The organism is Chloroherpetonaceae bacterium (assembly GCA_025056565.1).
Taxonomy (GTDB): domain Bacteria; phylum Bacteroidota; class Chlorobiia; order Chlorobiales; family Thermochlorobacteraceae; genus Thermochlorobacter.
Genome location: JANWWA010000011.1, coordinates 44821 through 71246, shown reverse-complemented (window position 1 = coordinate 71246; position 26426 = coordinate 44821). Strand labels below are relative to the sequence as shown.

The 26426-nt window shown below is 49.8% G+C and carries 24 protein-coding genes; 12 read left to right on the top strand and 12 right to left on the bottom strand.

The window, feature by feature from the left end:
* Nucleotides 1–30: 30 nt before the first annotated feature.
* Nucleotides 31–966 carry a 3-hydroxybutyryl-CoA dehydrogenase gene (locus NZM05_09345; protein MCS7013815.1) on the bottom strand — a complete coding sequence of 312 codons (936 nt, stop codon included), beginning with the start codon at nt 964–966 and terminating at the stop codon, nt 31–33.
* A 140-nt stretch (nt 967–1106) separates the two neighbouring features.
* On the opposite strand from NZM05_09345, the gene NZM05_09340 reads away from it, so the two are divergent.
* Nucleotides 1107–2252 (top strand): acyl-CoA dehydrogenase family protein, encoded by a 1146-nt coding sequence (locus NZM05_09340; protein MCS7013814.1) that lies wholly within the window; start codon nt 1107–1109, stop codon nt 2250–2252.
* 28 nt (nt 2253–2280) lie between these two features.
* The gene (gene purK, locus NZM05_09335; protein ID MCS7013813.1) at nt 2281–3417 is read left to right on the top strand and encodes a 5-(carboxyamino)imidazole ribonucleotide synthase; all 1137 of its coding nucleotides are present in this window, start codon (nt 2281–2283) and stop codon (nt 3415–3417) included.
* Between the two features lie 110 nt (nt 3418–3527).
* On the opposite strand, the gene NZM05_09330 is transcribed toward purK, so the two are convergent.
* On the bottom strand, nt 3528–4937 hold the full coding sequence (locus NZM05_09330) for a DUF4921 family protein (protein ID MCS7013812.1): 1410 nt from the start codon (nt 4935–4937) through the stop codon (nt 3528–3530).
* Nucleotides 4938–5050: 113 nt separating this feature from the next.
* Nucleotides 5051–6469, bottom strand: coding sequence for a tRNA (N(6)-L-threonylcarbamoyladenosine(37)-C(2))-methylthiotransferase MtaB (gene mtaB / locus NZM05_09325; GenBank protein ID MCS7013811.1), 1419 nt, complete (start codon nt 6467–6469; stop codon nt 5051–5053).
* A 79-nt stretch (nt 6470–6548) separates the two neighbouring features.
* Between mtaB and NZM05_09320 the strand changes: the two genes are divergently transcribed.
* The gene (locus NZM05_09320) at nt 6549–7643 is read left to right on the top strand and encodes a tryptophan 2,3-dioxygenase (GenBank protein ID MCS7013810.1); all 1095 of its coding nucleotides are present in this window, start codon (nt 6549–6551) and stop codon (nt 7641–7643) included.
* An 18-nt stretch (nt 7644–7661) separates the two neighbouring features.
* Here NZM05_09320 and NZM05_09315 read toward each other — a convergent pair whose 3' ends face one another.
* Nucleotides 7662–8474, bottom strand: coding sequence for an SDR family oxidoreductase (locus tag NZM05_09315; protein ID MCS7013809.1), 813 nt, complete (start codon nt 8472–8474; stop codon nt 7662–7664).
* Nucleotides 8475–8675: 201 nt separating this feature from the next.
* On the opposite strand from NZM05_09315, the gene mdh reads away from it, so the two are divergent.
* From mdh to NZM05_09300, 3 genes are all read left to right on the top strand, one after another.
* Nucleotides 8676–9629 (top strand): malate dehydrogenase, encoded by a 954-nt coding sequence (gene mdh / locus NZM05_09310; protein ID MCS7013808.1) that lies wholly within the window; start codon nt 8676–8678, stop codon nt 9627–9629.
* A 74-nt stretch (nt 9630–9703) separates the two neighbouring features.
* Nucleotides 9704–10486, top strand: a complete 783-nt coding sequence (locus NZM05_09305; protein MCS7013807.1) for a hypothetical protein — start codon at nt 9704–9706, stop codon at nt 10484–10486.
* 110 nt (nt 10487–10596) lie between these two features.
* Nucleotides 10597–11085: a CAP domain-containing protein gene (locus NZM05_09300; protein ID MCS7013806.1), complete on the top strand. Its 489-nt coding sequence runs from the start codon at nt 10597–10599 to the stop codon at nt 11083–11085.
* Between the two features lie 9 nt (nt 11086–11094).
* Here the strand turns inward: NZM05_09300 and pta are convergent, their stop codons facing one another.
* Nucleotides 11095–12108, bottom strand: a complete 1014-nt coding sequence (pta, locus tag NZM05_09295) for a phosphate acetyltransferase (protein ID MCS7013805.1) — start codon at nt 12106–12108, stop codon at nt 11095–11097.
* A gap of 256 nt (nt 12109–12364) precedes the next feature.
* Here pta and deoC point away from each other — a divergent pair, with 256 nt between their 5' ends.
* Both deoC and NZM05_09285 read left to right on the top strand, forming a co-directional pair.
* A complete protein-coding gene (gene deoC, locus NZM05_09290) occupies nt 12365–13048 on the top strand; it encodes a deoxyribose-phosphate aldolase (protein MCS7013804.1) in 684 nt (227 codons plus the stop codon).
* Nucleotides 13049–13333: 285 nt separating this feature from the next.
* Nucleotides 13334–14362, top strand: coding sequence for an ABC transporter ATP-binding protein (locus NZM05_09285; protein MCS7013803.1), 1029 nt, complete (start codon nt 13334–13336; stop codon nt 14360–14362).
* A gap of 57 nt (nt 14363–14419) precedes the next feature.
* On the opposite strand, the gene NZM05_09280 is transcribed toward NZM05_09285, so the two are convergent.
* The 4 genes from NZM05_09280 to amrB form a co-directional block, all read right to left on the bottom strand.
* Entirely contained in the window at nt 14420–15301 is an 882-nt protein-coding gene (locus NZM05_09280; GenBank protein ID MCS7013802.1) for a TonB family protein, read from the bottom strand.
* Nucleotides 15302–15413: 112 nt separating this feature from the next.
* Nucleotides 15414–15695 carry a hypothetical protein gene (locus tag NZM05_09275; GenBank protein MCS7013801.1) on the bottom strand — a complete coding sequence of 94 codons (282 nt, stop codon included), beginning with the start codon at nt 15693–15695 and terminating at the stop codon, nt 15414–15416.
* Nucleotides 15696–15830: 135 nt separating this feature from the next.
* Nucleotides 15831–16763: a DUF2520 domain-containing protein gene (locus NZM05_09270; protein MCS7013800.1), complete on the bottom strand. Its 933-nt coding sequence runs from the start codon at nt 16761–16763 to the stop codon at nt 15831–15833.
* Between the two features lie 5 nt (nt 16764–16768).
* Nucleotides 16769–17575 (bottom strand): AmmeMemoRadiSam system protein B, encoded by an 807-nt coding sequence (gene amrB / locus NZM05_09265; GenBank protein ID MCS7013799.1) that lies wholly within the window; start codon nt 17573–17575, stop codon nt 16769–16771.
* A 224-nt stretch (nt 17576–17799) separates the two neighbouring features.
* Between amrB and NZM05_09260 the strand changes: the two genes are divergently transcribed.
* A complete protein-coding gene (locus NZM05_09260) occupies nt 17800–18567 on the top strand; it encodes an SDR family oxidoreductase (GenBank protein ID MCS7013798.1) in 768 nt (255 codons plus the stop codon).
* A gap of 13 nt (nt 18568–18580) precedes the next feature.
* Here NZM05_09260 and NZM05_09255 read toward each other — a convergent pair whose 3' ends face one another.
* Both NZM05_09255 and recJ read right to left on the bottom strand, forming a co-directional pair.
* Nucleotides 18581–20212: a hypothetical protein gene (locus tag NZM05_09255; GenBank protein MCS7013797.1), complete on the bottom strand. Its 1632-nt coding sequence runs from the start codon at nt 20210–20212 to the stop codon at nt 18581–18583.
* A 108-nt stretch (nt 20213–20320) separates the two neighbouring features.
* Entirely contained in the window at nt 20321–22039 is a 1719-nt protein-coding gene (recJ, locus tag NZM05_09250) for a single-stranded-DNA-specific exonuclease RecJ (GenBank protein ID MCS7013796.1), read from the bottom strand.
* Nucleotides 22040–22418: 379 nt separating this feature from the next.
* On the opposite strand from recJ, the gene queA reads away from it, so the two are divergent.
* From queA to NZM05_09235, 3 genes are read left to right on the top strand one after another with little or no spacing between them, the layout of a single operon-like run.
* Nucleotides 22419–23459 carry a tRNA preQ1(34) S-adenosylmethionine ribosyltransferase-isomerase QueA gene (gene queA, locus NZM05_09245; protein MCS7013795.1) on the top strand — a complete coding sequence of 347 codons (1041 nt, stop codon included), beginning with the start codon at nt 22419–22421 and terminating at the stop codon, nt 23457–23459.
* A gap of 13 nt (nt 23460–23472) precedes the next feature.
* Nucleotides 23473–24201, top strand: a complete 729-nt coding sequence (ispD, locus tag NZM05_09240; GenBank protein MCS7013794.1) for a 2-C-methyl-D-erythritol 4-phosphate cytidylyltransferase — start codon at nt 23473–23475, stop codon at nt 24199–24201.
* 6 nt (nt 24202–24207) lie between these two features.
* Nucleotides 24208–25266, top strand: a complete 1059-nt coding sequence (locus NZM05_09235) for a bifunctional phosphoglucose/phosphomannose isomerase (GenBank protein ID MCS7013793.1) — start codon at nt 24208–24210, stop codon at nt 25264–25266.
* Between the two features lie 52 nt (nt 25267–25318).
* Here NZM05_09235 and rfaE1 read toward each other — a convergent pair whose 3' ends face one another.
* Entirely contained in the window at nt 25319–26305 is a 987-nt protein-coding gene (gene rfaE1, locus NZM05_09230; protein MCS7013792.1) for a D-glycero-beta-D-manno-heptose-7-phosphate kinase, read from the bottom strand.
* Nucleotides 26306–26426: the final 121 nt, after the last annotated feature.

Genomic DNA, 26426 nt, shown 5'->3' with positions numbered 1-26426 from the left:
TGCAAAAATTTTGTCTGCGTGCTTGTCGAATTAGTCATATCGGTAGAAACCGCGACCTGACTTGCGTCCTAAATAACCTGCTGCGACCATATTCTTTAAAAGTGGCGATGGGCGATACTTTGGGTCGTTAAAACCTTCATAGAGCACTTCCATAATCGCAAGACAGACATCTAAGCCGATAAAGTCGGCAAGCGTCAAAGGTCCCATCGGGTGAGCCATGCCTAGTTTCATAATCTCGTCAATAGCCTCAGGCGTGGCGATGTTTTCATAGACACACTGAATTGCCTCGTTAATCATCGGCATCAAAATTCGGTTAGAAATAAAGCCGGGGTAGTCATTGCAGCTAACAGGCACTTTCCCAATCGCCTTGGCGGTGGCTTCAATCGCAGCGAAAGTTTCATCAGAGGTCTGGAGTGCACGAATGACCTCTACAAGCTTCATAACGGGCACAGGATTCATAAAGTGCATACCAATCACCTGTGCAGGGCGCTTGGTTGTGGCGGCTATTTTGGTAATAGAAATGGAGCTGGTGTTGGTAGCGAGAATTGCTGACGGCTTGGCGTGTTCATCAAGGGCTTTGAAGACAGATTGCTTGAGCTCAAAGTTCTCATTGACTGCTTCTATGACAAGGTCGGCGTCTTTGACGCTACTTGGCAAGTCCAAGCTGGTCGTAATGCGTTGGAGCGTTTGAGCTTTCTGCTCTTCTGTGAGCACACCTTTTTTGACTTGTCGGTCAAGGTTGGTAGAAATGGTGTGCAGCGCTCGGTCTAAGAATTCTTGCTTAATGTCGACCAGCGTGGTAGGATAACCAAACTGAGCGAACACATGAGCAATGCCGTTGCCCATTGTGCCGCCTCCGATGACGGCAACTTTTTCAATTCTCATAATGATGAGCGTGGTTAGGTTAGAGCTGCAAATTAAAATCGTAAGCTGTAATACCCAATTGGCAGCAAATGAAAGCAGCATTGGACTAGCAGCAGCCATCCTCATATTTTGCATTTCAGTAGAGAGGTATGTAATTTGACTGCTGCACATTAATTCCAATTAACACAAAACTTCTTGCAAAAAGTATGTCGGAATTGGTTCAAGCGGAGTTGCAAGCCGCAATGGATTTCAGCTATACTGAAAACCAAAAAATGGTGGCGGACATCGTCCGAAATTTTCTTGCACGTGAGTATCCCTATAACCGAATGATGGAGGATGATGAGCATCAAAAGTTCCCGCTCGATGTGGTGCTCAAAGCAGGCGAGTTAGGATTGCTGGGTATGATTTTCCCACACGAAGTAGGCGGTGCAGGGTTTGGTTACTTGGAATATGTGGTGGCAATTGAGGAGCTGGCAAAATATGATGCCAGCTTAGCCTTGACGATAGCGGCTCACACTTCGCTGGGAACCAATCACATTTACCAGTTTGGCTCAGAGGCGCAAAAGAAAAAGTATATCCCTGACCTTGCCAGCGGCAAAAAACTGGCTGCATGGGGACTTACTGAACCCAACTCTGGCAGCGATGCCGCAGGAATGCTCACCACAGCCGTGCGCGATGGCGACTACTGGGTGTTAAATGGCACAAAAAACTTTATCACCAATTCGCATTCTGCCGAAGTGGCGGTCGTGATGGCTATCACCGATAAAGAAAAGGGCAACCATGGCATTTCAGCGTTTATCATTGAGAAAGGCACGCCAGGGTTCAGCGCAGGCAAAAAAGAAAACAAACTCGGCATGCGCGCCTCGGAGACAGGGCAGCTCGTAATGGATAACTGCCGCATTCCTTACGAGAATCTTATCGGTGAGCTAAACGACGGTTTCAAACAAGCAATGAAGATTCTGGATGGTGGGCGCATCTCAATTGCAGCCTTGTCGGTCGGCATTGCGCAAGGGGCGTTAGAAGCGGCTATCAAGTACGCCAAAGAGCGCAAGCAATTCGGCAGACCTATTGGCGACTTTCAGGCCATTCAATTCAAGCTGGCGGATATGGCGACTGAAGTGCAAGCTGCACGGCTCCTAACGATGAAAGCCGCCTCACTCAAAGATGAAGGCAAGGTGACCACGCTCGAATCATCACAGGCGAAACTCTTTGCGTCGGAAGTGGCTACACGTGTGACCAGCGACGCGGTGCAAATCTTTGGTGGATATGGTTTCATCAAGGAGTATCCTGTCGAAAAATACTACCGTGATGTAAAGCTCTGCACGATTGGTGAAGGTACCTCAGAAATTCAACGCATTGTGATTGCGCGAAACTTGTCCAAAAACTGAGAGAGCGAATCCCAGAAGACGCAAGCGCGTGAAAACGCAGACTATTGGCATTTTGGGCGGCGGACAATTGGCACGAATGACCAGTTACGCCGCCTTTCGATTTGGCTTTCGGGTTGCTATCTTTGAGCGCCAACCTGAATCGCCAGCAGGGCAGCTCACTTCGCTGAATGTGGTGGGCGAGTGGCATGATGCGACCAAGCAAGCTGAGTTTGCACGCCTCTGCCACCTCGTTACGCTGGAAAATGAATTTATTGAGGCAGAGCACCTACGTCAGCTGGAATCATTTGGAACGCCAGTTCTGCCATCGCCCGACACAATTGCACGCATTCAAGATAAACTCACGCAGAAAGAAACCTTAGAGAACGCAGGCTTGCCCGTAGCACCTTTTCGCAGCATTGGCTCAAAAGCAGAGGCAGAAAAATTCGGTGAGGAATTTGGCTATCCCTTTTTGCTTAAAGCACGTCAGGGTGGCTACGATGGCTACGGTAATCGCACAGTACGCACGGCAAGTGAAATTGAAAAGGCACTAAGCGACTTGGGATTCCCAAACCGGCGCGTGATGGCAGAGGCCTTTGTAGCCTTTCAAGCTGAACTGGCAACAATGGTAGCGCGCAGCCAGAGAGGAGAAGTAGTGGTCTACCCTGTTGTGGAAACCGTGCAAGAAAACCACATCTGCAAAATCGTGAAAGCCCCCGCACCGTTTGAGCACAAGGTTCTAACTGACGCCAGTGAACTGGCGCGCGAAGCAATTTTAGCCATCAAGGGCATAGGCATATTCGGAGTGGAGATGTTTCTTACATCGTCTGGGAAAGTGCTTATCAATGAGCTGGCTCCAAGACCACACAATTCTGGGCACTATACCATTGAAGCCTGCATCACCTCGCAGTTTGAAAATCACTTGCGGGCAGTGCTGGGCTATCCATTAGGTAGCCCCGATATGATGGTCAAAGCTGCAGTAATGGTAAATCTGCTGGGCACGCGTAACGCACCTGTGGAACTCAGCACACTCCCCAGCGCACTGTGTCACGCACGTGCGAAGGTGCACATCTACGGAAAAAAAGATTCACGCATCGGACGCAAGATGGGGCACATTACCGTTGTAGGCGAGTCGCTGGAGAACTGCCTCCAAGAAGCACAGGCAGCAGCCGCCGCAATTTCACTATGAGCTGTGTATATTACACGCCTGCGAGACCACCTTATGCCCTTCCAATAAGAGAAAAAGTAATAGCGCCGAAGCGCCTTCTGGTTAGCTTGCAAGTCCTACCAGCATGTATCCTACCGGATGTAATATTTCAGTGAGTTGGGACGACAAGGACACTCCTCTGCAATAGCAATACCTTTGGCAATCAAGCCTTTGTCGCGCACCTCATACATTCTGGGCACCATTTTGTCTCGCAGCTCAACGGGGCTAATCGGGTTGATATAAATGTTGGTATTGCCTTCAAAGCCTGCTGGGATATTGATACGCCACTTAATCAGGATTTTCCAAGGCATATTGTAGACCGAGTCAATCGGCGTGTAATACCACTCTTCGTTGCAGGAAATGCCGCTGCCCATTGCAACATGGCAGGCGTGCACAAGGTCGCTCATTCCGCGCAGTTCCTCAGCGGTGTGGTCTTGCGGGCGTGCATTGGCAGCTTTGGAATATATCGCAATCGTTGGAAAACGGTGCCCAATGGCTGAATAGGCAATTGCGTAGTCGTTTTCGGCAAAGACCAAGTTGTAATGAATCGCAAGGTTAGGGCCGTATTCGTTGAAGACATTCGGGTTTGAGCGCACCATCTGCACTTGGTTCTCAATTGCGATAGACCAGCTATCTAAGCCAACCAGTTGCTTATGCAGATGATTAAAGGACGCACCCGCAGGTTTTAGCCAATTTTGAAAAACGCTCACATAGCGCACGTAGCGGTTGTTGGCGTAAATGTCGCGCAAAGCATCAACCGTAGCGATGAAATAGGCTTCGTGTTCATCGGGCGTCATTTCGCCTGAGCTGAAAAGTTCATTGCTTTTGGTAGCCCCGCGCTTGTAGTGCCGACCTGCTATGATAAGTTCATGGCTGCCACCAAAGAATGCATCGGCAAGTGCGAGTTTTTCATCAATCGAGGTGGCTTTGATTTCCTCAGCGGTTCTGCCCAGTTTAGAGAGCTTGTAGTCAATCACGCTAAGCACATGCTGCATGCCTTCTGGCTCGCTAAGATACTTTTCTCGCCACTCGAGCTGAGCCTTGGTCATTCTGAAATTGTAGTTAAGTCGCCAGTAATCCAGCGAGAGAATCTCAAAGAGGTTGGGCACGCGCCGAAATTCAGCCTTCGTATTGAAGTACTGTGAAGCAGGCAGTTGGTGCAGTTTCTGGTAGTGATTGCCTTGCTTTACTAAGCGGAATTTTTCAGGTGGGGTTTCAAAGTATCGTGTCTCGCAAAAGGAACAGTAGTCCTCTTTCTCTTTGGGCGCAAGTGGTTCGACCGTTTCGGGGGATTCATGGTCTAACGGTTTACGACCACGCCCGGGCACGGACCAAACTTCCGTCCCATTGAAGGGATTGATTTGCTTGACAGTGCCGTCCGGCATCTGGTGATAATACACATCATATCGCATCAGAGGCACGGCGGCGGCAGCTTCTTCTGTGAAAGGCTTCTTTGCGCCAATCATAGACGGACGATTTAGTTGAAAGTAAGACAACCACATACCGCATACTACCTTTGTTACAAATGTACTGCCGCAACGTGCAAGATACGCATTTTTTCGCCGACTGCAAGGCAGTATACTGCGGTAAAGTGGCACTGCAGTCTACGCTACATTTAACAAGGAGTTGTTTCTACGACGCCCACTACATCTAATGCATCGTCAATTGCAGCAAGCTGCACTGGCACAATTTTGCCAACCAAGTGCTGCATTGCCCATGCTTTGCTGGGAACAGTTACTCGCACACGCAGATAATTTGCTGTATGCCCAAAGCAATAAAGGGCTTCATTAGAGACTGTGTCACATAGCTCCTCGTTGTCCGAAAATCCATCTTCGAAAAGCACGGGCATCGTTCTACCAATGTATCGTGAGGCGAAGGCTTGCTTCTTGAAGTAAGAAAGTTCTTGAAGTTTACGGTTTCGTGCTTGCTTGACTGTGCTTGGCACTTCCGAAAGCTCCCCACGGTCAAGGGCTTCAGCGGCAGCGGTATTAGGACGCTTTGAGAAGGTAAAGACGTGCAAATACGCAATCGGCAGCGATTCAATGAAGCGGTAAGTTTCCTCAAAGTGCTCGTCGGTTTCACTCGGAAAACCCACGATGACATCGGCACCGATGCACACATCAGGGATTTTCTTAACAACTTCCCAAACGCGTTCTGCATACAGCTCCTTTGTGTAGCGCCGGCGCATTCGGCGAAGAATCTCGGCAGAACCTGATTGAAGCGGCAAGTGAAAATGCGGCACAATCCGCTTTGACTGTGCAATGAAATCAATCATCTCGCTCGTAAGCAGATTTGGCTCAATGGAGCTAATGCGAAGGCGTGGAATCGGCAGTTCCTCTAAGGCTTTGAGCAGGTCGAGGAAATTCGCAGTGCCCTTTGAGCCATCAGGCTTGTTCCCATAGTCGCCGATGTTGACGCCGGTGAGCACAATTTCTTGGTAGCCTGCCGCAAGCAATAGTTCCGCCTGCTGGAGAATCGTCTCAATGGATTCAGAGCGGCTTTTGCCACGCGCCAGCGGAATGGTGCAGTAAGAGCAATTGTAGTTGCAGCCATCTTGCACTTTGAGGTAGGCGCGAGTGCGCTCTTGCACGCCACCAATCGCAATAGAATGACCAAAGCCAAAGTTCTCGACAGTATCAATGTTGCTCACGAAAATCTGGGCTTCGGCGTTTTTCTGCTCGCGAATGTAGCGCGGCAAATCAAACTTCTCTTTTGCACCTAAGACCACATCGACGCCTTCAATTGAGGCAAGCTCTTCAGGTGCAAGCTGTGCATAGCAGCCGATGACAGCAACAAAGCTCTCAGGGGACGCACGCAACGCACGGCGCACAATGTTGCGGCACTTGACATCGGCGTTCTCTGTAACCGTGCAAGTGTTGATAATCGTTACGTCTGCTTTCTCGCCAAAAGGCACCAGCTCATAACCCTGTTTCAAAAAATGCTCCGCCAAAGCAGCCGTCTCCGAAAAATTCAGCTTACAGCCCAGTGTATAGGTTGCAATGCGTTTCACTACTGAGAATTCGTTAGATTTCAAAGCAATAAAATTTTACAAAAATACGCCAAGTTTTGGCAGTTTGCGCAAACACGATTTTGAACCGTATCGTTCAATTACTATGACTAAGCCATATCCACCAGCTTACTATGCCGACTACCTTCGCTTAGAGCAACTACTTTCGGCGCAGCAGCCACGAAGCGCAGAGTTTGGTAAGCCTGCCCACGATGAAATGCTCTTCATCATCGTGCACCAAGCCTTTGAATTGTGGTTCAAACAAATTCTGCACGAGTTAGAGTCAGTTTGCGAAATGTTTGAGAGCGACTTCGTTGATGAAAAGAATCTCGGCGTTGCAGTGGCACGGCTTCTGCGCATCACAGAGATTCAGAAAGTGATGATTGACCAGTTCCGCATTTTAGAGACCATGACGCCGCTGGACTTTTTGGAATTTCGGGATTTTCTTTCTCCGGCTTCTGGCTTCCAGAGCGTGCAGTTTCGGCTCATTGAAAATCGGCTGGGACTTCTGCAAGAGCAGCGCGTCGATTTTGGGCAGGTCACATATAGCCATCGACTTTCGCCAGTGCATCAGCGGCTGGTGCAAGAGTGGGAAGCTAAGCCCTCGCTCTTTGAGCTGGTCGAGCGCTGGCTGGAACGCACCCCGTTTCTTTCGTTTGGGGATTTTGACTTTTGGCAAAGCTACAGGCGCGCCGTCTCTGAAATGCTGCAGCGCGACCGCCACACTATTCTTTCCAATCCAACGCTCTCACCTGCGGAAAGAGCACGCGAGTTAGAGACTTTGCAGAAAACTGAAGCCAGCTTCTTAGCCATCCTTGACGAGTCAGAGTATGAGCGACTGCGTGAGCAGGGTCTCAGACGGCTGTCGCATCGCGCAGCGCAAGCTGCCTTGCTAATTATGCTTTACCGTGAGCAACCGATTTTACACCAACCTTTCCGCTTGCTTAATACGCTCATTGAAATTGATGAACTCTTTACCACATGGCGCTACCAGCATGCGATAATGGTGCAGCGAATGATTGGCACAAAAATCGGCACAGGCGGCTCATCGGGACATCAATATCTCAAAAAGACCATCGAGGCACACCGCATCTTTACGGATTTTTTCAATCTGTCGACATTTCTCATTCCGCGCTCTGCGCTGCCAGAACTGCCTAAGGAAGTAGAGCGGGAGCTGGGATTTTACTACGGCCATCACTAAGTGCCTTGCGCTAACAGCTCACCAAATCGTCCAGCCGCCGTCAACGACTAAATTTGCGCCAGTCATATAGGCAGAGGCATCGCTTGCCAGAAAAACAATAGCGCCTTTGTAGTCAGTTGGCTTTGCCATTCTACCCAGTGGTGTTCTGGCGGCGTATTGACGAATAAAAAATTCTTCTTGTGCATTTTCTACGCCGCCGGGCGAGAGCGCATTGACGCGCACATTTCGATGACCCCAATAAGCCGCTAAAAATCGTGTAAAGGAAAGCACCGCACCTTTGGTAACAGGGTAGGCAACAGATTTCCAGAACGACTGTGTGCCGTCAGGTCGACGATAAAGCGACTGGTCAGGCGCGACAATACCATATGTCGAGGCGATGTTGATAATGCTCCCCTTACCACGCTGCGCCATTTCTGTGCCGAGAATCTGGGAGCAGAGAAACATACCGGTTACATTCACATCGAGCGACTTTTGAAAAAGTGCAAGCGGATAGTTTTCGAACTTCGATAGCTCAGCCGCCGCAGTAGGGTTTTCAAACATATCGTTGATTGCAGCATTGTTGACCAGCACATCAACTGTGCCGAAAGCTGCAAGCGTAGCATCGCGCAAGGCTTTGACCGAATCAGGCTGGGTGATGTCGGCACCGACGCCAATTGCAGCTTGATAGGCAGCGGATAATTCTTCGGCAAAGGCTTTAGCTGCAGCGTCATCTAAGTCGGTCACAACCACATTAGCGCCTGCTTCTGCCAGCGCATAACAATGCTGCTTGCCAAGTAGTCCCAGTGCCCCCGTTACAACGGCAACTTTTCCTTTGAGTGAAAAAAGATTCATTTGAGATGAGATGTTTTGGTGAAATTGAGCGCCGAAGTTCACCTTTGTGCTGCATTTCTCCAAATATGAGTGCAATGCGTGGAAGGCTTACTGGTGCGCAAAGGCCTGTAACTTGGATTTGAACCCCCAAAAAGGTTTGCTATCTTTGAGCACTTCGAAGTAACCAAATCATTTTCGTAACCGCTCAAAAACTCCATCACTATGAAAATCACCGTTATTGGCGCCGGAAATGTGGGCGCAACCGCCGCACAGCGCATTATTGAAAAAGAGCTGGCGCGGGAAGTCGTACTGGTAGATGTCGTCGAAGGTATTCCGCAAGGCAAAGGCTTAGATATGTACCAGTCTGCACCAATTGAGCTGTTCGATACCAAAGTGATTGGCACAAACGGTTATGAGGAAACTGCAGGGTCAGATATCATTCTCATCACTGCAGGTATTGCACGCAAGCCCGGTATGAGCCGTGATGACCTTCAAGCCACCAATGCAGGTATTGTGAAGGATGTAACCGAAAAAGCCGTTGCAAAGTCGCCAAATGCCATTATCATCGTGGTCTCCAACCCACTTGATGTGATGACTTATGTGGCTTACATTCGCAGCGGATTTCCATCGCATCGTGTCTTTGGAATGGCAGGTGTCTTAGATACGGCACGGTTTAGAGCCTTCATTGCAATGGAGTGTAATGTGTCGGTGCAAGATGTCAATGCCTTTGTTCTGGGAGGGCACGGCGACTCAATGGTGCCGATTATCAAATACACGACCATTGCTGGCATTCCAATTCGTGAGTATCTCACAATGCACTACAAAGACGAAAAGAAAGCTGAAGAGCGTCTGAAAGCCTTATCCGATAGAACCCGCAACGGCGGCGCAGAGATTGTCAATTTTCTCAAAACTGGTTCAGCGTATTATGCGCCCTCCGCAGCGGCAGTGGAAATGATTGAAGCGATTGTAAAAGACCGTAAGCGCATCTTACCATGTTCGGTATGGCTAACAGGACAATATGGCTTGAAAGATGTTTATGTCGGTGTGCCAGTAAAGCTCGGCAGAAATGGCGTGGAAGAAATCATCGAAATCAACTTAGATGAAAGTGACCGTCAAGCGCTACATAAGTCGGCAGAAGAGGTGAAAGCAAACATAGCGAAATTGAAGTTTGATTGAAGATTGGGCAAGCTGAAGCGAGAGCGTTCCATACGCTCTCGCTGTTCAAATAAACCTTTAACCGTTTGCAAGAAATGATAGCTAAACTTGCAAAACACTCAGTGTGGCTGCTTGCTCTATCAGCAGCCGTGCTAAGCTCCTGTCAGCAAAGCTCTGGGCCGAGCGAGCCAGAGGGGATTTTCCCAACGCGCATCGGTGTAACTTGGACATACAGCACGTCAGTGGATACGGTCGGAAATAATGTGTATCGTCCAGCAGGCACCACCGTGCAGCGACTGACTGGCACGCAGCAGCTGGCAGGCAGAGAGGCTTTTGTGGTCATTTCAACCACTACACCGCTAACCGGCACCCCAACAACCGATACAACGCTCTATGCCTATGAAAACAACCGCAGAGACCAACTCATCTACCTTTCTGGCATTCAAGACTTGATTGATATAGGGGGAATACGAAATGTAACAGGCTTTCAGCCGGGCTGGTATCCGTTTATTAAAACTTCTGGCGGAATAGGCAGCACCTATACCATTCTACAAAATGCTCGAGTTGAAGCGGTCATAGATGGGTTGGGCAATGCAACGATTACGGCAAATGTGCAAGGTCGCGTGGATTCTACGCAGCAGCTAACACTGAACAATCGTACTTACAACACGACACGTATCACGATTACTACAAATGTTGAGCTAAGGTTCTCGCCAGCTGGATTTCCTGTGACGATACCGATTTCGGTGCCGCTGCGGGTGTGGGTAGCGCCAAATACAGGGGTCGTGCGGCAAGAAAGTGGAGCGGTAAGAATTGCTCTTGCAGGCGTTACGCTACCGGGGGTTCGGCAAGAGCTGCAAAGCATAACGGGGAACTAATGTAAGCCGCAATGCGCCAGCAGTGATGTATGTATCTACGTCTTAGGCTGCCGCCAATACACTGTGCCTGCTTTCTTTTAATCGCCGCAGTGTGCTCATCAGTGCGAGCGGTGGCGCAGACGCCTGCTGAGAAGTTAGGCACCGCCAGTTTCTCAGAGATGCAGGCCGAATTGCTAACCCAAGCCGAAATTGACAGCGCGCTAATGCTGCACAATGAAGCAAGGAAAGCGGTAGGAGTAGAACCGCTGCAGTGGTCAGATAAGCTCTCTCGCTATGCACAAGAATGGGCAAATGAGCTGGCTAAGCAGGGGTGCAAGTTCGCACATCGCCCCAGCAATCAATATGGAGAAAATCTCTTTATGGGCACGGCAGGCTACTACACGATTGCAGATGCGGTAAGGTCATGGCTGAGTGAAAAGCACCTTTTTGAACAAGACCCCTCTACACACCTATCATTTAGGGGCGTGGGACACTACACACAAATTGTATGGCGAGGCACAAAGTATGTAGGCGGTGCAAAGGTGATGTGCAACGGTATGATGATTGTGGTCTTTAACTACGACCCACCCGGCAATTACATTGGAGAAAAGCCGTATTGATTGTGTAACTTAGTTACCTACTTTTCGCAAGGCGCAGATGCACGCCACATCGACAATGTCGCTGGGTTTTGCGCCACGTGAAAGGTCGTTCATGGGCTTAGCCAGCCCTTGAATGATAGGGCCAATAGCCGTAGCGCCGCCTAAGCGCTCGGTAAGTTTGTAGCCGATATTGCCCGCATCAAGGTTAGGAAAAATGAACACATTGGCTTGGCCTGCAACAGGGCTGTTGGGCGCTTTACGCTGCGCAACGCTTTCCACAAAGGCTGCATCAAACTGCAACTCGCCATCAATGAGCAGTGACGGCTGACGCGCTCGAGCCAACTCAACTGCACGCACCACTTTCTCGACCGCTTCATGCGAAGCACTGCCTTTCGTGGAAAAGGAAAGCATCGCTACTTTCGGCACTTCACCCGTTAGGGTTTGGTGTGAGGCGGCAGAGGTAATGGCAATGTCAGCAAGTTCTTCTGGCGTTGGGTAAGGCACTACACCGCAATCCGCAAAAGTAAACACGCGTCCTGCCGCAGCGTGATGCGTGTCAGGGAAAGCCATCAGGAAAAAGCTGGAGACCAAATTCGTTTGCGCTCTATCAACTCCAATGACTTGGATAGCCGCACGCAAAACATCAGCCGTGGTGTTCACGGCACCAGCAACGCAGCCATCCACAACCCCTTTGCGCACCATCATTGCAGCATAAAAAAGCGGCTGACGGATAGTCTGCATTGCCTTTGCCTCAGTAACTCCCTTATGCTGCCGCAGTAAGAAATACTCGTGTGCATACTCTTCAAGGCAGCCAGATGATTCTATATCGACAATCTGAACAGCATCTTCTGGAATCTTCAAGCCAAGCGATTGCGCACAAGCAAAGATTGCCTCGCGCTGACCAAGCAAAACAGGCTGAATGAGCCGATGCTCAATCATCTCAACAATCGCATGCAGAGTTCGAGCATCGGTCGATTCGGGAAAAACAATTGTCGCTTGCTTGGCACGAGCGCGCTCACGGATACGCTGAAGAACGGGGTGCATAGCACTTGCCTCCTCTTTGGGGTTTTCCTCTGCTAACTACGCATTTTTCTCAGCTCAAACAAATCACCCGCAATTCTGTGGCAACCGAGTCTGGAGAAAAAGCATAGAAAAAGTGAATCTTTTAAGTGGGAGAGTCGTAGCAAAAAGGCAGTCCCTTGCACCCATTTTGCAGAGCAGGAAAGTTTTCTATTTTGAAAATGCCCTGAACTGACTGCAAAAACAACATGCAACAAAAAGTAGTTAGCAGTCCCACATTATGACAAATCTGCAAGCAAGTGAGCTAGCGCGATACATTGACCACACCAACCTCAGGCCAGAAGTAACCCCTGATGACATCCATCGACTTTGCAAAGAAGCCGTAAGCTACGGGTTTTATGCGGTATGCGTAAATCCGATTTTTGTGCCACAGTGCAGCGAGCACTTGAGAGAGACAGGCGTGAAAGTTTGCTCAGTGGTTGGGTTTCCATTAGGTGCAACGCCAACGACAATCAAAGTTGAAGAAACACACTGGGTATGTGAGCGAGGCGCAGCCGAAGTCGATATGGTGATAGCGATTGGCTTGCTGAAAGCCAAACTTTATAGCGCTGTTGAGGCGGATATAGCAGCCGTAGTGGAAGCAGCAAGAGCAAACAACGCAGCCGTAAAGGTGATTTTGGAGACGGCAATGCTGACCGACGAAGAAAAAATTATGGCATGTGAGCTGGCTAAGAGCGTAGGCGCGGCATTTGTGAAAACATCCACAGGCTTTTCCAAAGCAGGTGCAACCATTGAGGATGTGAAGCTCATGCAGAAAGCCGTCAAAGCAGAAATCGGCGTGAAAGCATCGGGTGGCATCAAGACACTGGCGCAAGCGATGGCGATGTTGGAAGCAGGGGCAACGCGACTGGGCACCTCCGCCAGCGTCGCAATTTTGGAAGAAGCACGCCGAATGCAAGCCTGACACCGATTTGGCATAAAAATTTCACTGCATTCAAACGCAGCGGACAGCGGACAAATTGCCACTCTTACTTTGCACCAAAAGTAAAGGCTTCTGGAAACGACCCCCGAGCAAGGCAGGGATAGTGAGCGCAGGCGCATCTGCACGTCCTTTCCTTTGCAATCAATGTACTGCTCTGGTTTGAAGGCTTAGAGGAGAGAGCGAGATAGTGGCTGCTTCCGTCAAGCGATTTTGGAGAAGTTGGATAATTTTGCAGTTCGAGCATCAAATTCAACCTAAACATCGCAAGTGAAACTTAAAGTAGAACATCTTACCAAGCGTTTTGGAAGTCAAGTTGCCTTAGAAGACCTTTCGTTTGAGTGTGGGGAAGCCGAGTTCTTTGCCGTGCTGGGGAAGTCAGGTAGCGGCAAATCCACACTAGCGCGCATTTTGGCAGGGCTTGAAAAGCCCGATGCAGGGCGAATTTGGTTTGGTGAGAAGGAAGTCACCAAACTGGCGCCACATCGACGCCGAGCTGTGATGGTGTTTCAAAACTATGCGCTCTTTCCGCATCTCAATGTGTTTGAAAACATTGCATTTGGCTTGCGTGAAGCGCGCATTGCAGAGCGAGAGATTCAGAAAATCGTGGTAGAGACGGCGAAGGTGCTGCGCATTGAAGAGCGGCTCTACCGTTCAATTGCAGAGCTTTCAGGTGGTGAGCAGCAGCGTGTAGCAATTGCTCGAGCACTGGCAGCACCATCCGAGCTGATTTTGTTCGATGAACCGCTCTCAAACTTAGATGTGGTGCTAAGGCGAGAGTTGCAAAAGGAGCTGAAAGCACTTCAGCGCCAAACGCGCAAAACATTCCTCTACATCACGCATGACCAAGAAGAAGCCCTAATGCTGGCTGACCGACTGATGCTGCTACATCAAGGAAGGTTGGTGGAGATAGGCGCACCAAGAGAAATTTATGAGTGCCCGAAAACCCATTTTGGTGCGACCTTCATTGGCGATGCAAACACGGTGCGAATGAAAACGCTGGATAAAAATCTGCTGACCTCTGAGACAGGTTTGGTGTTAAGACACGCTTGCGATAGCTTGCCTGCAAAGGTCTTTGATGTGGTGATACGCCCAGAGCACATCGTGCCAGTTGCGCGGGCACAGGGTGAGAATGTGTTTCGGGCAGTTGTGCAAGAAGAATTTTTCAGAGGCGCGTTCAGTGAATACCGCCTGCGCGTGGAAGGAGAGCACCTAACGATGAAAACGGTTGAACCCTTCAAAAAAGAAGGCTTTGTGCAGATTCGAAAGTTTTATCTCTTTGCACAGGTGGAAAACTAAAGCTAAGCAGCTGTTCGTGAAGCGGTATAGGCAGAGGCAAAGGAATAGTGAGCAGAGCTACTGGAGCTTGAACTCCACGTAGATAACAGCAGAAGCGGCAACAGGCTGACCGTTCAGGGTAGCAGGCTTAAAGCGGATGTCATCACTGAGCACACGAAACACCTCTTCACTAAACGAGGGGTCAGTAGAACGCAGGATAGTTACCTTTGTTACAAAACCAAGTTTATCGACACTGACTTTGGCAATCACGCCACCTTGCAAACCGCGCTCACGAGCAATAGCAGGGTAGATAATCTTTCGGTTGAGTGCTTCCATTCCACCAATGATTTCTGGTTTAGTATCAGGCTTGACCGCATCACTGGCTGCAACATCTTTGGCTGCCTGAACGGATTGGCGTAACCCTTCTTCTTTGTCAATATCATCGTCCGAAACAGTTTGCGGCTTTGGTTCAGGTTGAGCTGCGGCAGGAGCAGGCGCAGCAGGAGCAGGTGCAGCTGGAGCAGGAGCTTGAGCCAGCACAGGTGGTTTTCCCTCACGCTCTTCCTTTGGGCGAGCCGGCTTAGTTTCCTTAGCTTCTCTGGCCTCCTTTTGCACTGGCTTTGTCTCAGCCGAAGCAATAACAGTTGGCTTTTCCACCAGCCTTACATCAACGCGGAATGTGGAGGCAGCAGAAATGCTAAGTTCTTTTTGCCAACTGGGGAAACCACGCTTGTAAGCTTTGAGCACGTAGCTGCCGAAAGGCAGGTCCAGAAAGGTAAAGTAACCTGAGGCATTGGTAACTGTAGCTTGTGTGAGGTTCGGGCTAACCACATAGACTGTTGCCGCAGCAACAGGGTTGTTGCTCTCATCAGCCACACGACCAACAAGCCGACCTTGCGAGAAAGAAAGTGAGCAGAAAACAAGTGTAAAAACAGCGCTTAGAAGCAGTCTTAGATACATTGTGGAAGCCCCTCTCCAGTTAGTCGGTAAGAGCGCAAATATACGCTCGAGCGGTACTTGGACAAAGCGCCGATACAGCAAAGCCGCTGCGGCGCTATCTTTGGCAGCGGTGTTACAACTGAGAATAGTGGGAATATCGCTGCTCCAGCGCAGCAGCCAGTGCAGCACCCCCTTCCAGTACTCTCATCTGGGAAAGAATGTAGGAAAAGCGCTCATACTGCTTGGTTTCTAAGCAAACCTCAGCGGCTTTTTGCAGATACTCAAGGGCTTGACTGGTGTAACCTTTTTCAATGCAGGCTTTTGCGATGCCTTCATAGATTACAGTATCGGTCGGACTGTGCGCCTCTGGCTCCCTGCAGTAGCGGAGCACGCTTTTGTATAGACGAGTGGTCATTGCTGTGCGCAACTTTCAAAAAGAGCTTATTGAACTACCCTCACCACTGCTGAGTGCATCGCTTGGGCAGAGAGAAACCATTGTAAGCTGCAAAAGAGGAAAAAAATTAAGTGTGAGCTAAATCACAACGCTAAGTTAAGTGCTGGCTTCACGTTTAGCGAAGTGTTCCAAGGCGTCTAAAATTTCAGCCGCCTCAGTTTGTGAGATTGAGCCTTTATGGATAGCCACACGCACTGTTTCAATAGCAAGGGCAACATAGACTGGCAAGATATGCGGCAATTGCTCAGCAAGTTCGCGTAGATGCTTCCGAACAGTGCGTGCATCACCGCGCTCTATGGGGCCTGAGAGAGCGTCACGCAAATCGTTGGCATGGCGCATATTTAGCATCGTGCTTTGCATAATAGGCTCAAACACTTGATACGCTTCGTTAGGTTTGATACCTAAGCCAGCGAAAATCTCTGTGGCAAGGCTGGTAAGGGTAACAAGGTAGTTGCTAACCATTACGCCAGCAATATGGTATAGTGTTTTAGCGTCTTTGGGGATAATCATGACTTTACCACCGAGGTCATGGGCTAACTTTTTACCAATTTCTATGCCCTCGAGCTCAGTGGCTTGCAGACCAAAATAGCATTTAAAGAGGTGGGCATGAGATGAGGTGTTGCGGGTAAAGGTTTGAAACGGGTGAAGGGACAGGGTGATTGCACCTTTATCTGCCAGCGGCTTCAGAACTTCATCGGTGAGCGCACCCGAGAAATGAATAGCCGCTAAGTTTTTAAACCCCAGACGCAATGAAGCAATGGTTTCAGACACCGATGAAAGCGAGCCATCGTTGACGGCGAGCAAAAGTAAGTTGGTCTCTTGCGGAATGTGCTCCAAGCGGTCAGAGGCAAGGGGAATAGACAGTGCTTCAGCCAGCAGGTTCGCACTAGCGAGCGTGCGGTTAATCACCGCAAGAAAAGGGTAGCCTTTTTCGGACATCGCTCTGGCCAAAGCACTGCCAAGTGCGCCACTGCCCACTAAGGTGACACGAAACTGCGAGAGATGAAGATGAGAACGATGCGTAACCATTGCTCTTAGCGCGAAAAGGCCACCGCCACATACAAATCGTCTTGATTGCTACTTCGTTTTTCAGCCAATTTGTGGGCATGCTTTGCAGAAAGCTCTTTGGCCACGCGTGCGGTAATAGCCGCAATGCCAAGTCCTGTGCCCCAATCTTTGCCTTTCATAACGGCGTAGCGCATTAGCTCGCTGTAGTTCTGTGTAGCCAAGGCTTGCCAGTAGTTTGACCACTCCACCTGAAAAGCAGTTTTGAAATTGCAGAGCCCAATCATCAGGACATTTTTGCTCATCAAGACCTCGCTAAGTGCAGCGGCAGTTTCGTCGCATAAATCGACACTTTGCTCACCCATCATAATTGGCAAAATTTTGAACGTGCTATGCTTGCCAATTGTGCGCTGCAAAATTGGTAGTTGAATTTCAATTGCGTAACCTTTCGGCAAACCGTCTTCGGAGATGAAGAAGTCATCATCTTCATCACAAAGTTCGTTGCGCGCATAGTCACTGACCTCCAAGTCGCCCAAGGGGGTCTGAAAAGCCGCATAGCCTGACATCGCAATGCGGTGGAAGGTGTCAACGGCGGGGGAGATAAGCACAACCAAATCAGGTGCAAGATGCTCAACTTGCCGATAAGCTTTGGCAAGCACAGGCAGCACCTCATCGTAGGTGGAGTAAGGCAGAAGCATCGCCTTAACCTCCCCGATGGGTTCTGGCTGAACAGTTGCAAGGGCGGTATCAATCATCGCCATAAGTGCCTCAGGCGCATCTGGGTAGTGCGAACCAGCAAAGATGGGTTTGCGCACGGTGCGAAAAATTGTCAGCATACTGCTCGAGTGCGTTTGCGGTTCTAAGAAAAGCGACTCCCACATTGTCATGCGTTAATTGGTTGAAGTGAAAAAATGTGTGTGTAAAGGTGCTTTATGTTTTGAAATCTGGCTTACGAGTATAACCTTTGCTTGACCATTTTCCAATAGCAGCAAGCAGTTAGTGAGAACAAAGGTATGTTCTGACAAAAAGCCTCTCAAGTGTCACTTATTCGTACAGCCTTATGCAAAAAGCATGGTCGCTTCTTGGCAAAAAAGCACTAATTACTGGCGGCACAAAGGGAATTGGACTAGCGATTGCAGAAGAGTTTCTAATGCTTGGCGCTGAAATTTTCGTCGTGGCAAGAACAGAAAAAGATGTGCAGAACCGTCTCAGAGCATGGCGGCAGCATCGCTGGAAAGTGCATGGATTAGCCATAGATATTGATGATGCGGACGCACGTCAGGCGCTGATGAGCGAGCTAAAAACACAGTGGGGACGGCTGGATATTCTCATCAACAATGTCGGCACCAATGTGCGCAAAGCCACTATGGATTACACCACTGAGGAAGTGGAAGCGTTGGTGCAGACCAACCTGCTCTCAGCCTTCGAAATGTGCCGCCTGCTTTACCCAATGATGCGCACGCCAGAAGGCAGCGCGATTGTAAATGTCAGTTCCGTCGCTGGCTCGCGTGTGGTGCAGACAGGCGCAGTGTATGCAATGGCCAAAGCTGCCTTAGAGCAGCTTACGCGCTACTTGGCGGTCGAGTGGGCAAGTGATGGCATTCGCGTCAATGCCGTAGCACCTTGGTATATCCATACGCCCTTAGCGGAACAAGTGCTGAAAAAAGAAGACTACAAAAAGCGTGTGCTTCTACGCACACCACTTGGTCGGATTGGGAATCCAGAAGAAGTCGCACGTGCCGTGGCGTTTCTTGCGATGCCAGCTGCCTCTTACATCACAGGACAGTGCCTTGCAGTAGATGGTGGGTTTTCCATCTGGGGCTTTTGATGCAGGGGTGCGCTCACCGCATCACTGCAAGCCGTGAGCAAGATTCTTGAAAATCATTTAGCGCACCTTGCCACTCATCAAGTAGGCTCTGGTAATGCTGAGAAGCTGCTCTAAACCAGACTTTGCGCTTCTCTTTTTTTGCCGTTTGCTGAAATGCAGAAATAGACCGAGCGAGCAACTCACGCCGAGCATGTAGAGCCTGTCGCAGTGCAGCAGAAGAAAGCTGTGCGCGTTCCTTGACCGGTGCAAGAGCAGCGTCAGCAAAGCCAACTTCCCTAAGTGCGCCGTAGGCTTTTTCATGCTCCAGCAGAGTAGAGACCAGCATAGTGCGGCAGGTTTTAACCAGCCGTTCCATTTTCTTGAACTGCAGAAAGAGTGCCAGTGTATCGGCTGGCGTTGCAAGGCTAAGCGAGGTCAAATGCGCTTGATATAGCTGTCGCAAGGTATCGAAGGTGGCAAATGAAGCCATCGCCAGTGAATCGACGCGCAAAGCGGCACGCTGACTGAGTTCCAAAAGCCCTTGCTCAGACATTGCCGCGTAATTTGTTGTAGCCACATTCATTTCTGCAGCTTCTTTCAAACCTTGTTTGTAGGCTTTGACAGCTTGTTCAATGGAGGGGCGCACAAAGCGCTCTACCACTTGGAAGAGATACATCAGTGAAGCAATCTCACCAATGTTCAAGTCAAGTTGCTCAATAGGAAGTTTCACAGTGGTCATTCTTTGACTTTCATCGGGCATAGCGCTAAGAGCAAGCAGTGCATTTTTCTCGTGAGCGTAGCCTTGCTTGTAGCGCATTTCGACAACCTGCTCTGCAAGTTTGTCAATGGTTGGGGTGATATACTCATGCACATCGGGCGACACCGTGCTGTCGCTGCGTGCGTCTAAAAGTTGCCCCCGAAGTGTTTTGTAATCACTTGCTGCAATAGCGTATTGCGCTGCCGCATCTACATTAGCTTGATAGGCGGCTAAAATGCGCTTATTTGGATGAAGCGCCCTTCCTTGTGCATTGCGCAGCGTTTGCACGCTATCGCTGAGGCGGCTGAACCCATCTCCAAATTCTTCGGACAGGCGGCAGACTGCCAGAGCAACCGTCATATACTCCTCAATGCTTGCCCCTTGATGACGAAATTCGTTAAGAATGTGGGTCATTTGCTTAGCAAGCGTTTGCTTGAGCTGCAGTTTTTCGTTGGTTTCGGGAGTGTATGTAATGCGTTCTGCAGACTGCTTTGGCTCGAAGGCACTAGGCGGAATAACAAATGAAGGCTGCATTGCCTTGTAGTCAAGATACTGTAGGTCTGTGAGGTTGTACAGAGCAAGCAGCGTATACCGAGGGTTTTTCTGAGCGAGTGCTTGGTTGCGCTCTAAGGCGCGGCGATATTCCGTCTTAGCTTCCATGAATTGGCCACGCCTCTGAAAGATAGTTCCACGCCGAAATAGTGCATAAACACTTTCGGGCAAATTCGGATGCTCGCGGGCGAAGCGTTCAAATTCGGCAAGCTGCTGGTCTTCGTTTGCAGTATCAATGCTTTTGAGCACACTTTCAGGGGTGCTGCAGCCAAAGTAAAGCAGCGCAGAAAGTAAAACAAGAGCCAGTGCAAACCAGCGAGTGTGGAAAGATAACCAAGCAGTCTTCATTTCAAGCATAGTTTGAGTGAATCTTGAGCGCAAAAGAGTCAGGTTTTAAATACGGCTTACGAACTGCTTTTCACGGCAAACACAAGCAAGAAGTTCCAAATTGTGCTTGTGTAATCTCTATGCAGAGCTAAGCTGCACATCACGCAGGCGAAACTGAACAGAGGTCTGCCCGTTGTAACAGTTCTCTTCAATGGAATAGACAATATCCAGCGGGCGAGAGCGGTCTTGCAGCATATCGAGATAATGCGCAAAGTGAAAGCCCACAGCAGGGTAGATAGAACCGTGTGAATGCGAATTCGAAAGGTGAAGGCGCAGGTGCTCATTTTTCATCACTTGCACGGAGCAAGTCTGCCGAACGCCACGCGTAAGAAAAACAGGATGGCGGTTACCAGGGCCGCAAGGCTCAAAGCGCTTTAGCACCGCAAGAAAGTTCGGTGTAATCTCTTCCAACCGCAATTCAGCGTCAATAACAATCTCAGGATTGCGCTGTTCCATCTTCAAGCGCTCAGCACAGGCACGCTCAAAGGCAGCACGGAAGGCTTCAAGCGATGTAATGGGGAGCGACAAGCCAGCCGCTGCAGCGTGCCCACCAAATTGCAATAGGTGTTCTTTGCAGGCAGAAATCGCATCGTAAAGGTCAAAGTCTGCTATGCTGCGTGCTGAGCCTTTGAGAACCCCATTTGCTTCGGTGAGCACAATCGTAGGCACATAGAAATGTTCAGCGATGCGAGAAGCGACAATGCCTACGACTCCCAAGTGCCAGTCGGGCTTATATAGGACAACCGATGACGGGTATATGCTAAGTAACCGTTCTGCGTCGCGGAGTGCTTCCTCAGTCATTTGGCGGTCAATGTGGCGCCGCTCTGTGTTCAATTTTTCCAGTGTAAGAGCCAGATGTGCAGCAAGGTCGCCATTTGCTGTTGTCAGAAGTTCCACCACTTGACGGGCGTGATCCATTCTTCCTGCAGCGTTGATGCGAGGGGCGACGATGAAAACAAGGTCAGAGGTACTGAGGTGAGAGGAGTCGTAGCGGGCACAATTGAAAATCTCAGAGAATGCAAGGCGTGGATTTTTTTTCGTTTGCGCAATCCCGCGTGCAAGCAGTGTGCGGTTTTCGCCGAGAGCAGGCACAATATCAGCGGCAATTGCCGCAGCAACAAGATCGAGGTAGGCGTATGCGCGTTCCGCAGGCAAGCCGCGCACGGTGCAAACCGCCTCCGCTAACTTGAATGCCACGCCGCAGCCTGATAGCTCTTTGAAAGGGTAGTCGCAGTCAGGGCGCTTCGGGTCTAAGACAGCCAAAGCAGGGGGCCGCTCGAGACTGGATTCGTGATGGTCACACACGATGAAATCAATGCCAAGCGACTGAGCATACTTAATCGGCTCAAATGCAGTGATGCCACAATCGACTGAAATGATGAGTGAGACGCCCTTTTCGTGGGCATACTCTATGCCAGAGCGCGCAACCCCGTAGCCTTCTTTGAAGCGGTCATTGATGTAAAAGAGCACCTCAGCGCCCAGCTCACGCAAAAACAGTAGAAGCAACGCCGTGCCTGTTGTGCCATCTACGTCGTAGTCACCGTAAATCATAATGCGCTCGCCTCGCTCAATTGCCTGAGAGAGCCGCTCGGCTGCATGCTGCATATCACGCATCAAAAAAGGTGAGTGAAGCGGCGCTTCCTCTGGGCGGAAAAAGCGCTTTGCGTCGTCAAACGTAAAAATCCCGCGGTTGCACAGCGCCTTAGCAATTGGAAGGCTTGCATTAATAGCTCTGGCCAGTGCAAAAACTTTCTCAGAATCAGGTTGAAGTAGTCTCCAGCGATAGTGCTTACGCATAGTGAATCAAAGAAAGTCAAAACATACAAAAATCTGAAATCACTTAGCATGATTGCAATTGCTGCTTGCCAGTGCGACTAACGTGCATAGCCTCACGTCGGTAGCACTGGAACGTTTTTCTCTCCCTCGAAGAAGCGGCAGAGTTACTCGAAAGACTCCCATTCTTGGGTTAAGGCACGCTTTGCACCAAGCGATTTGCAAAGTTTCTGGCAATTCCGTATCTTTCGCCCCTTTTGAAAAAACGCAACCCAACCAGATGAGCACGGCGCGCACCTTACACATAGCTCAGAGACGGCGTTACTTGTGCTGTGCAGCATGGCTTTCTCCTCAGTCGAAGCATTAGCCAAAGTTTCTACAACGGATCATTGCAGCAAACGAAATGAGGCTCTCTGAATTTCGCTACAACCTTCCAAAAAGTGCAATCGCTCTTTTCCCGAAGGAGCCACGAGACAAGTGCAAGTTGATGGTCTTGGACCGCCGAAAAAAGACCATCACCGACGCAAAGTTCAGCGACATCGTGGATTACTTCCAGAACGGTGACCTTCTCATCTTAAACGACACCAAAGTGTTTCCAGCCAAGCTGTATGGGCATAAGGAAAAGACATCGGCAAAAATTGAAGTGTTTCTTTTGCGTGAGCTAAACAAGCAGGCGGGGCTTTGGGACGTGCTGGTAGAGCCAGCACGCAAGGTCAGGGTCGGCAATAAAATCTATTTTCCCGAAGACCTTGTAGCAGAAGTGGTCGATAATACCACCTCACGCGGGCGCACTATTCGTTTTCTTAACCCTGAGGTAGATATTTTTCAAGTCGTAGAGCGCATTGGGCAAATGCCGATTCCGCCTTACATCAAGCGTGAGCCGGACGAGAAAGACAAGCAGCGTTACCAAACAGTGTATGCCCGTGTGCCCGGCGCTGTAGCAGCGCCAGCTTCGGGGCTGCATTTTACAACTGAGCTATTGAACAAAATCAAGAAAAAAGGCGTCGACATTCTCTCGCTAACCTTGCACCCCGGATTAGGCTCCTTCCGCCCTGTGGAGGTCGAAGACATCTCTAAGCACAAGATGGACTCCGAGTATTACAACCTGCCTTATTCAACGGCAATGCGCATCAACGAGGTTAAAACGGCGCGCTCAGGAAGAGTAATTGCCGTCGGCACAACGGTCTTACGCGTCTTAGAAGCCAACGCAACCGTCGAGGGGCGTGTCAAGTTTGGTGAAGGCTGGACGGATAAATTTATCTATCCACCATATGATTTTAAGGTTGTTGATATGCTGATCACCAACTTTCAGCAACCTGAGACCACACTGCTGATGGCAGTTAGCGCATTTGCAGGGCACGAGTTCTTGATGAAAGCCTACAAACAAGCCTTAAAGTCGGGATACCGCTTTTTGGCATATGGAGATGCGATGCTCATCATTTGACTAATGCGAGGCAATGCAGGGATTGGCGGTGGTCGCAGCAGGCGGGCTGAGCAAGCGAATGAACCTGCCAGCAGGTCAAAGCAAACAATACCTGCGACTGGGACGTTACCCTGTGATTTGCCACACGCTAAAGGCTTTTGAGAAGGCACAAACAATTGTGCGCGTGGCGGTGGCTACCAAGCATGACGATACAGAGCGGCTCAGGCGGCTCATCAAGCGGTATGGATTTACGAAAGTGTGTGCCGTCGTCGAGGGTGGCAAAGAGCGGCAAGACTCGATTTTTAACGCATTGCAAGTGTTTGCAGCTGACATTGAAAAAGCCCAGCACAAAACCGTGATGCTCATCCACGATGGAGCACGCCCACTCATTCAACCGAGCGAAATCGACCAGATTGCGCACTGGGCGTGGAAGTTTGGGGCGTGCGTGCCTGCAACAAAGCCAAAAGACACCATCAAGCAGGTCGATGCTTCAGCCAACTTTTTCCAAAAAACCCTTGAGCGTAGCTCCCTTCGACTAGTGCAAACGCCACAAGGCTTTTGGGCAAAGCTCATTTTTGAGGCGCATCAGCGTGCCAAGGCTGAAAACTTTTACGCAACAGACGATGCAGCACTGGTGGAACGATTTTTCCCAAACCAGCGCATCAAGGTCTTTGAAATGGGGTATCACAATCTCAAAATCACAACACCTGAGGATGTGGCGATTGCCCGAGCGATTCTAAAACGCCTTCAACCTTTGTCTTGACCGCCAATGGAAAAAATCTCTACCAGACTCATTGAGAAGTATGACCGCAGCCAGATGCGCGAAAAACTGGAGACGCTCTACACGCAGTTCCAGACCCCGCTTGAAACCTTAAATCCCAAAGCGCTCCCAAAAGCCGATAAAATCAAAAACGTGGTCATCACAGGCTTAGGGGGCTCGGCGATTGGTGGCGACCTTGTGCGCACCTACCTCAGCGATGAATGCACTGTGCCAATTGTGGTCAATCGCAACTATACCTTGCCTGAGTTTGTCAGCAGCTCCTCGCTGGTCATTGTCTCCTCCTACTCTGGCAACACTGAAGAGACGATTTCAGCGTACAAGCAGGCGATAGAAAAAAAAGCAAAAATTTGCTGCATTTCGTCGGGCGGCGCAGTGCTGAAATTAGCTAAAACGCATCACCACTACACCCTAAAATTGCCAGAAGGATACCCGCCACGCACGGCGATTGGATTTTTGTTCTCAGCGATGCTACGCGTGCTGACCGAGTGTCAGCTCATTGCCGACAAAACAGATGCAATAGCCGAGACAGCCAGTTATTTACAACATGCCTCGCTGCGATATGCCGACTTCAAAGATGAACAGAATTTAGCCATAGAACTGGCGCGTAAGTCCGTGGGCAAAATGCCGCTCATTTACACAAGTGACGATTTCACCAGTGGAGTCGGCTTGCGCTGGAAAGGACAAATCTGTGAAAACGCCAAGATTTTGGCATACACCAATACCTTGCCTGAACTGAACCACAACGAACTGGTAGGCTGGAAACTCAATGAAAATCTGCTAAAGCGAATGCACGTGATTTTCCTGCATGACCGAGACGACCATCCACGCACTGCAATCCGAATGCACATCACGCATCAGATGATTAGAAAATACACCAAAGCAATCTCTCACGTGGAAAGCGAGGGTAACTCGCTCCTCACACGTATCTTCTCACTGGTGCTCTTGGGCGACTGGATGAGCTACTACCTTGCCTTAATGCAGAACATTGACCCAACGCCCGTCAAAGCAATCGACCAGCTAAAGGAAGCCTTACAAAATGAAGCATAGCAGCCACTGGCGGCGTTGAAGAAAATAACTTAGGGCAGTAGGATATAACCGCTCATTTTGAATTAAAGTGCTTTTTGCACTGCTCGTAGAGTTTTTGTCGGTCTACGGCGACAGCTCCCACCTCCGCGCATACAATTCCAGCTGCCACATTTGCAATCCGTGCAGCGTCTAAAATGTCTAAGCCAGCTGCCAGTCCCATTGTAGCCACCGCGATGACCGTATCGCCAGCGCCAGAGACATCAGCCACTTCCAGTGCCACAGATGGAATATGCACCGCAGTGCCATTGTAAATCGTGGCGCCTTTCTCGCTGCGCGTCAGTAGCACATAGTCCGACTTCAGCCGCCGCTGCAACGCAGCACAAGCGCGAGCAGCATCTTCATCGGTGTTTGCAAAATGCTCACCCAGTGCATCAGATGTTTCCTTGAGATTCGGCTTAAAGAGCGTGCATTTTTGGTAGGCAAAGAAGTTTTCTCGCTTCGGGTCAACTGCAACGGGCACATTGTGCTTGCGCGCCAGTGCCGTAATGCGACTAATGAGCGAGGGTGTGAGCACACCTTTGTTGTAATCCTCGAAGATAATCGCATCAATGCGCTGAATCTGTCCAGCAAGGCTTTCAAAAAGTGAGCGCTCAATCTCAGCAGAGATAGGCTTGCGCATTTCCGCATCAATGCGCACAATGTGGTGATTTTGAGCAATCACGCGCGTCTTGCAAGTGGTGGGACGCGAGGGGTCGACTATTAAGAATTCTGCAGAAAAATCCTCCGCTGTCATTTCAGAGACAAGCAACGAACCATCATCGTCTCGCCCAATGACGCCAAACAGCAAGGCTTCAGCACCAAGCGAGTGAATGTTCATCGCCACATTTGCGGCACCGCCAAGTCGGTGAGAGACTTCCTTCACATCAACCACTGGAACGGGTGCTTCGGGTGAGATACGTGAAACAGTGCCAAAGATGTATCGGTCTAGCATAACATCGCCAACGACAGCAATACGCTGGCGCTCAAAAGAACGAAAAAGGTCGCTAAGTTTCTTCGACATAGTGATGACTGTTTAAAAGGACGAGCAAATATAGATAGCTAAGTGCATTTGCAAGTTGGCACACGCCACAAGAAACCGATCCTTGCGCCTACGGCACGGCAGCTAAAAGTCAGATGAAATT

What these genes read in the sequence shown, in the direction of transcription:
- NZM05_09345 (MCS7013815.1), bottom strand. Translation starts at nt 966, where the DNA reads ATGCTGCTTTCATTTGCTGCCAATTGGGTATTACAGCTTACGATTTTA.
- NZM05_09340 (MCS7013814.1), top strand. Translation starts at nt 1,107, where the DNA reads ATGGATTTCAGCTATACTGAAAACCAAAAAATGGTGGCGGACATCGTC.
- NZM05_09330 (MCS7013812.1), bottom strand. Translation starts at nt 4,937, where the DNA reads ATGTGGTTGTCTTACTTTCAACTAAATCGTCCGTCTATGATTGGCGCA.
- NZM05_09320 (MCS7013810.1), top strand. Translation starts at nt 6,549, where the DNA reads ATGACTAAGCCATATCCACCAGCTTACTATGCCGACTACCTTCGCTTA.
- NZM05_09315 (MCS7013809.1), bottom strand. Translation starts at nt 8,474, where the DNA reads ATGAATCTTTTTTCACTCAAAGGAAAAGTTGCCGTTGTAACGGGGGCA.
- mdh (MCS7013808.1), top strand. Translation starts at nt 8,676, where the DNA reads ATGAAAATCACCGTTATTGGCGCCGGAAATGTGGGCGCAACCGCCGCA.
- NZM05_09305 (MCS7013807.1), top strand. Translation starts at nt 9,704, where the DNA reads ATGATAGCTAAACTTGCAAAACACTCAGTGTGGCTGCTTGCTCTATCA.
- pta (MCS7013805.1), bottom strand. Translation starts at nt 12,108, where the DNA reads ATGCACCCCGTTCTTCAGCGTATCCGTGAGCGCGCTCGTGCCAAGCAA.
- deoC (MCS7013804.1), top strand. Translation starts at nt 12,365, where the DNA reads ATGACAAATCTGCAAGCAAGTGAGCTAGCGCGATACATTGACCACACC.
- NZM05_09280 (MCS7013802.1), bottom strand. Translation starts at nt 15,301, where the DNA reads ATGTATCTAAGACTGCTTCTAAGCGCTGTTTTTACACTTGTTTTCTGC.
- NZM05_09275 (MCS7013801.1), bottom strand. Translation starts at nt 15,695, where the DNA reads ATGACCACTCGTCTATACAAAAGCGTGCTCCGCTACTGCAGGGAGCCA.
- NZM05_09270 (MCS7013800.1), bottom strand. Translation starts at nt 16,763, where the DNA reads ATGGTTACGCATCGTTCTCATCTTCATCTCTCGCAGTTTCGTGTCACC.
- amrB (MCS7013799.1), bottom strand. Translation starts at nt 17,575, where the DNA reads ATGCTGACAATTTTTCGCACCGTGCGCAAACCCATCTTTGCTGGTTCG.
- NZM05_09260 (MCS7013798.1), top strand. Translation starts at nt 17,800, where the DNA reads ATGCAAAAAGCATGGTCGCTTCTTGGCAAAAAAGCACTAATTACTGGC.
- NZM05_09255 (MCS7013797.1), bottom strand. Translation starts at nt 20,212, where the DNA reads ATGCTTGAAATGAAGACTGCTTGGTTATCTTTCCACACTCGCTGGTTT.
- recJ (MCS7013796.1), bottom strand. Translation starts at nt 22,039, where the DNA reads ATGCGTAAGCACTATCGCTGGAGACTACTTCAACCTGATTCTGAGAAA.
- queA (MCS7013795.1), top strand. Translation starts at nt 22,419, where the DNA reads ATGAGGCTCTCTGAATTTCGCTACAACCTTCCAAAAAGTGCAATCGCT.
- ispD (MCS7013794.1), top strand. Translation starts at nt 23,473, where the DNA reads ATGCAGGGATTGGCGGTGGTCGCAGCAGGCGGGCTGAGCAAGCGAATG.
- NZM05_09235 (MCS7013793.1), top strand. Translation starts at nt 24,208, where the DNA reads ATGGAAAAAATCTCTACCAGACTCATTGAGAAGTATGACCGCAGCCAG.
- rfaE1 (MCS7013792.1), bottom strand. Translation starts at nt 26,305, where the DNA reads ATGTCGAAGAAACTTAGCGACCTTTTTCGTTCTTTTGAGCGCCAGCGT.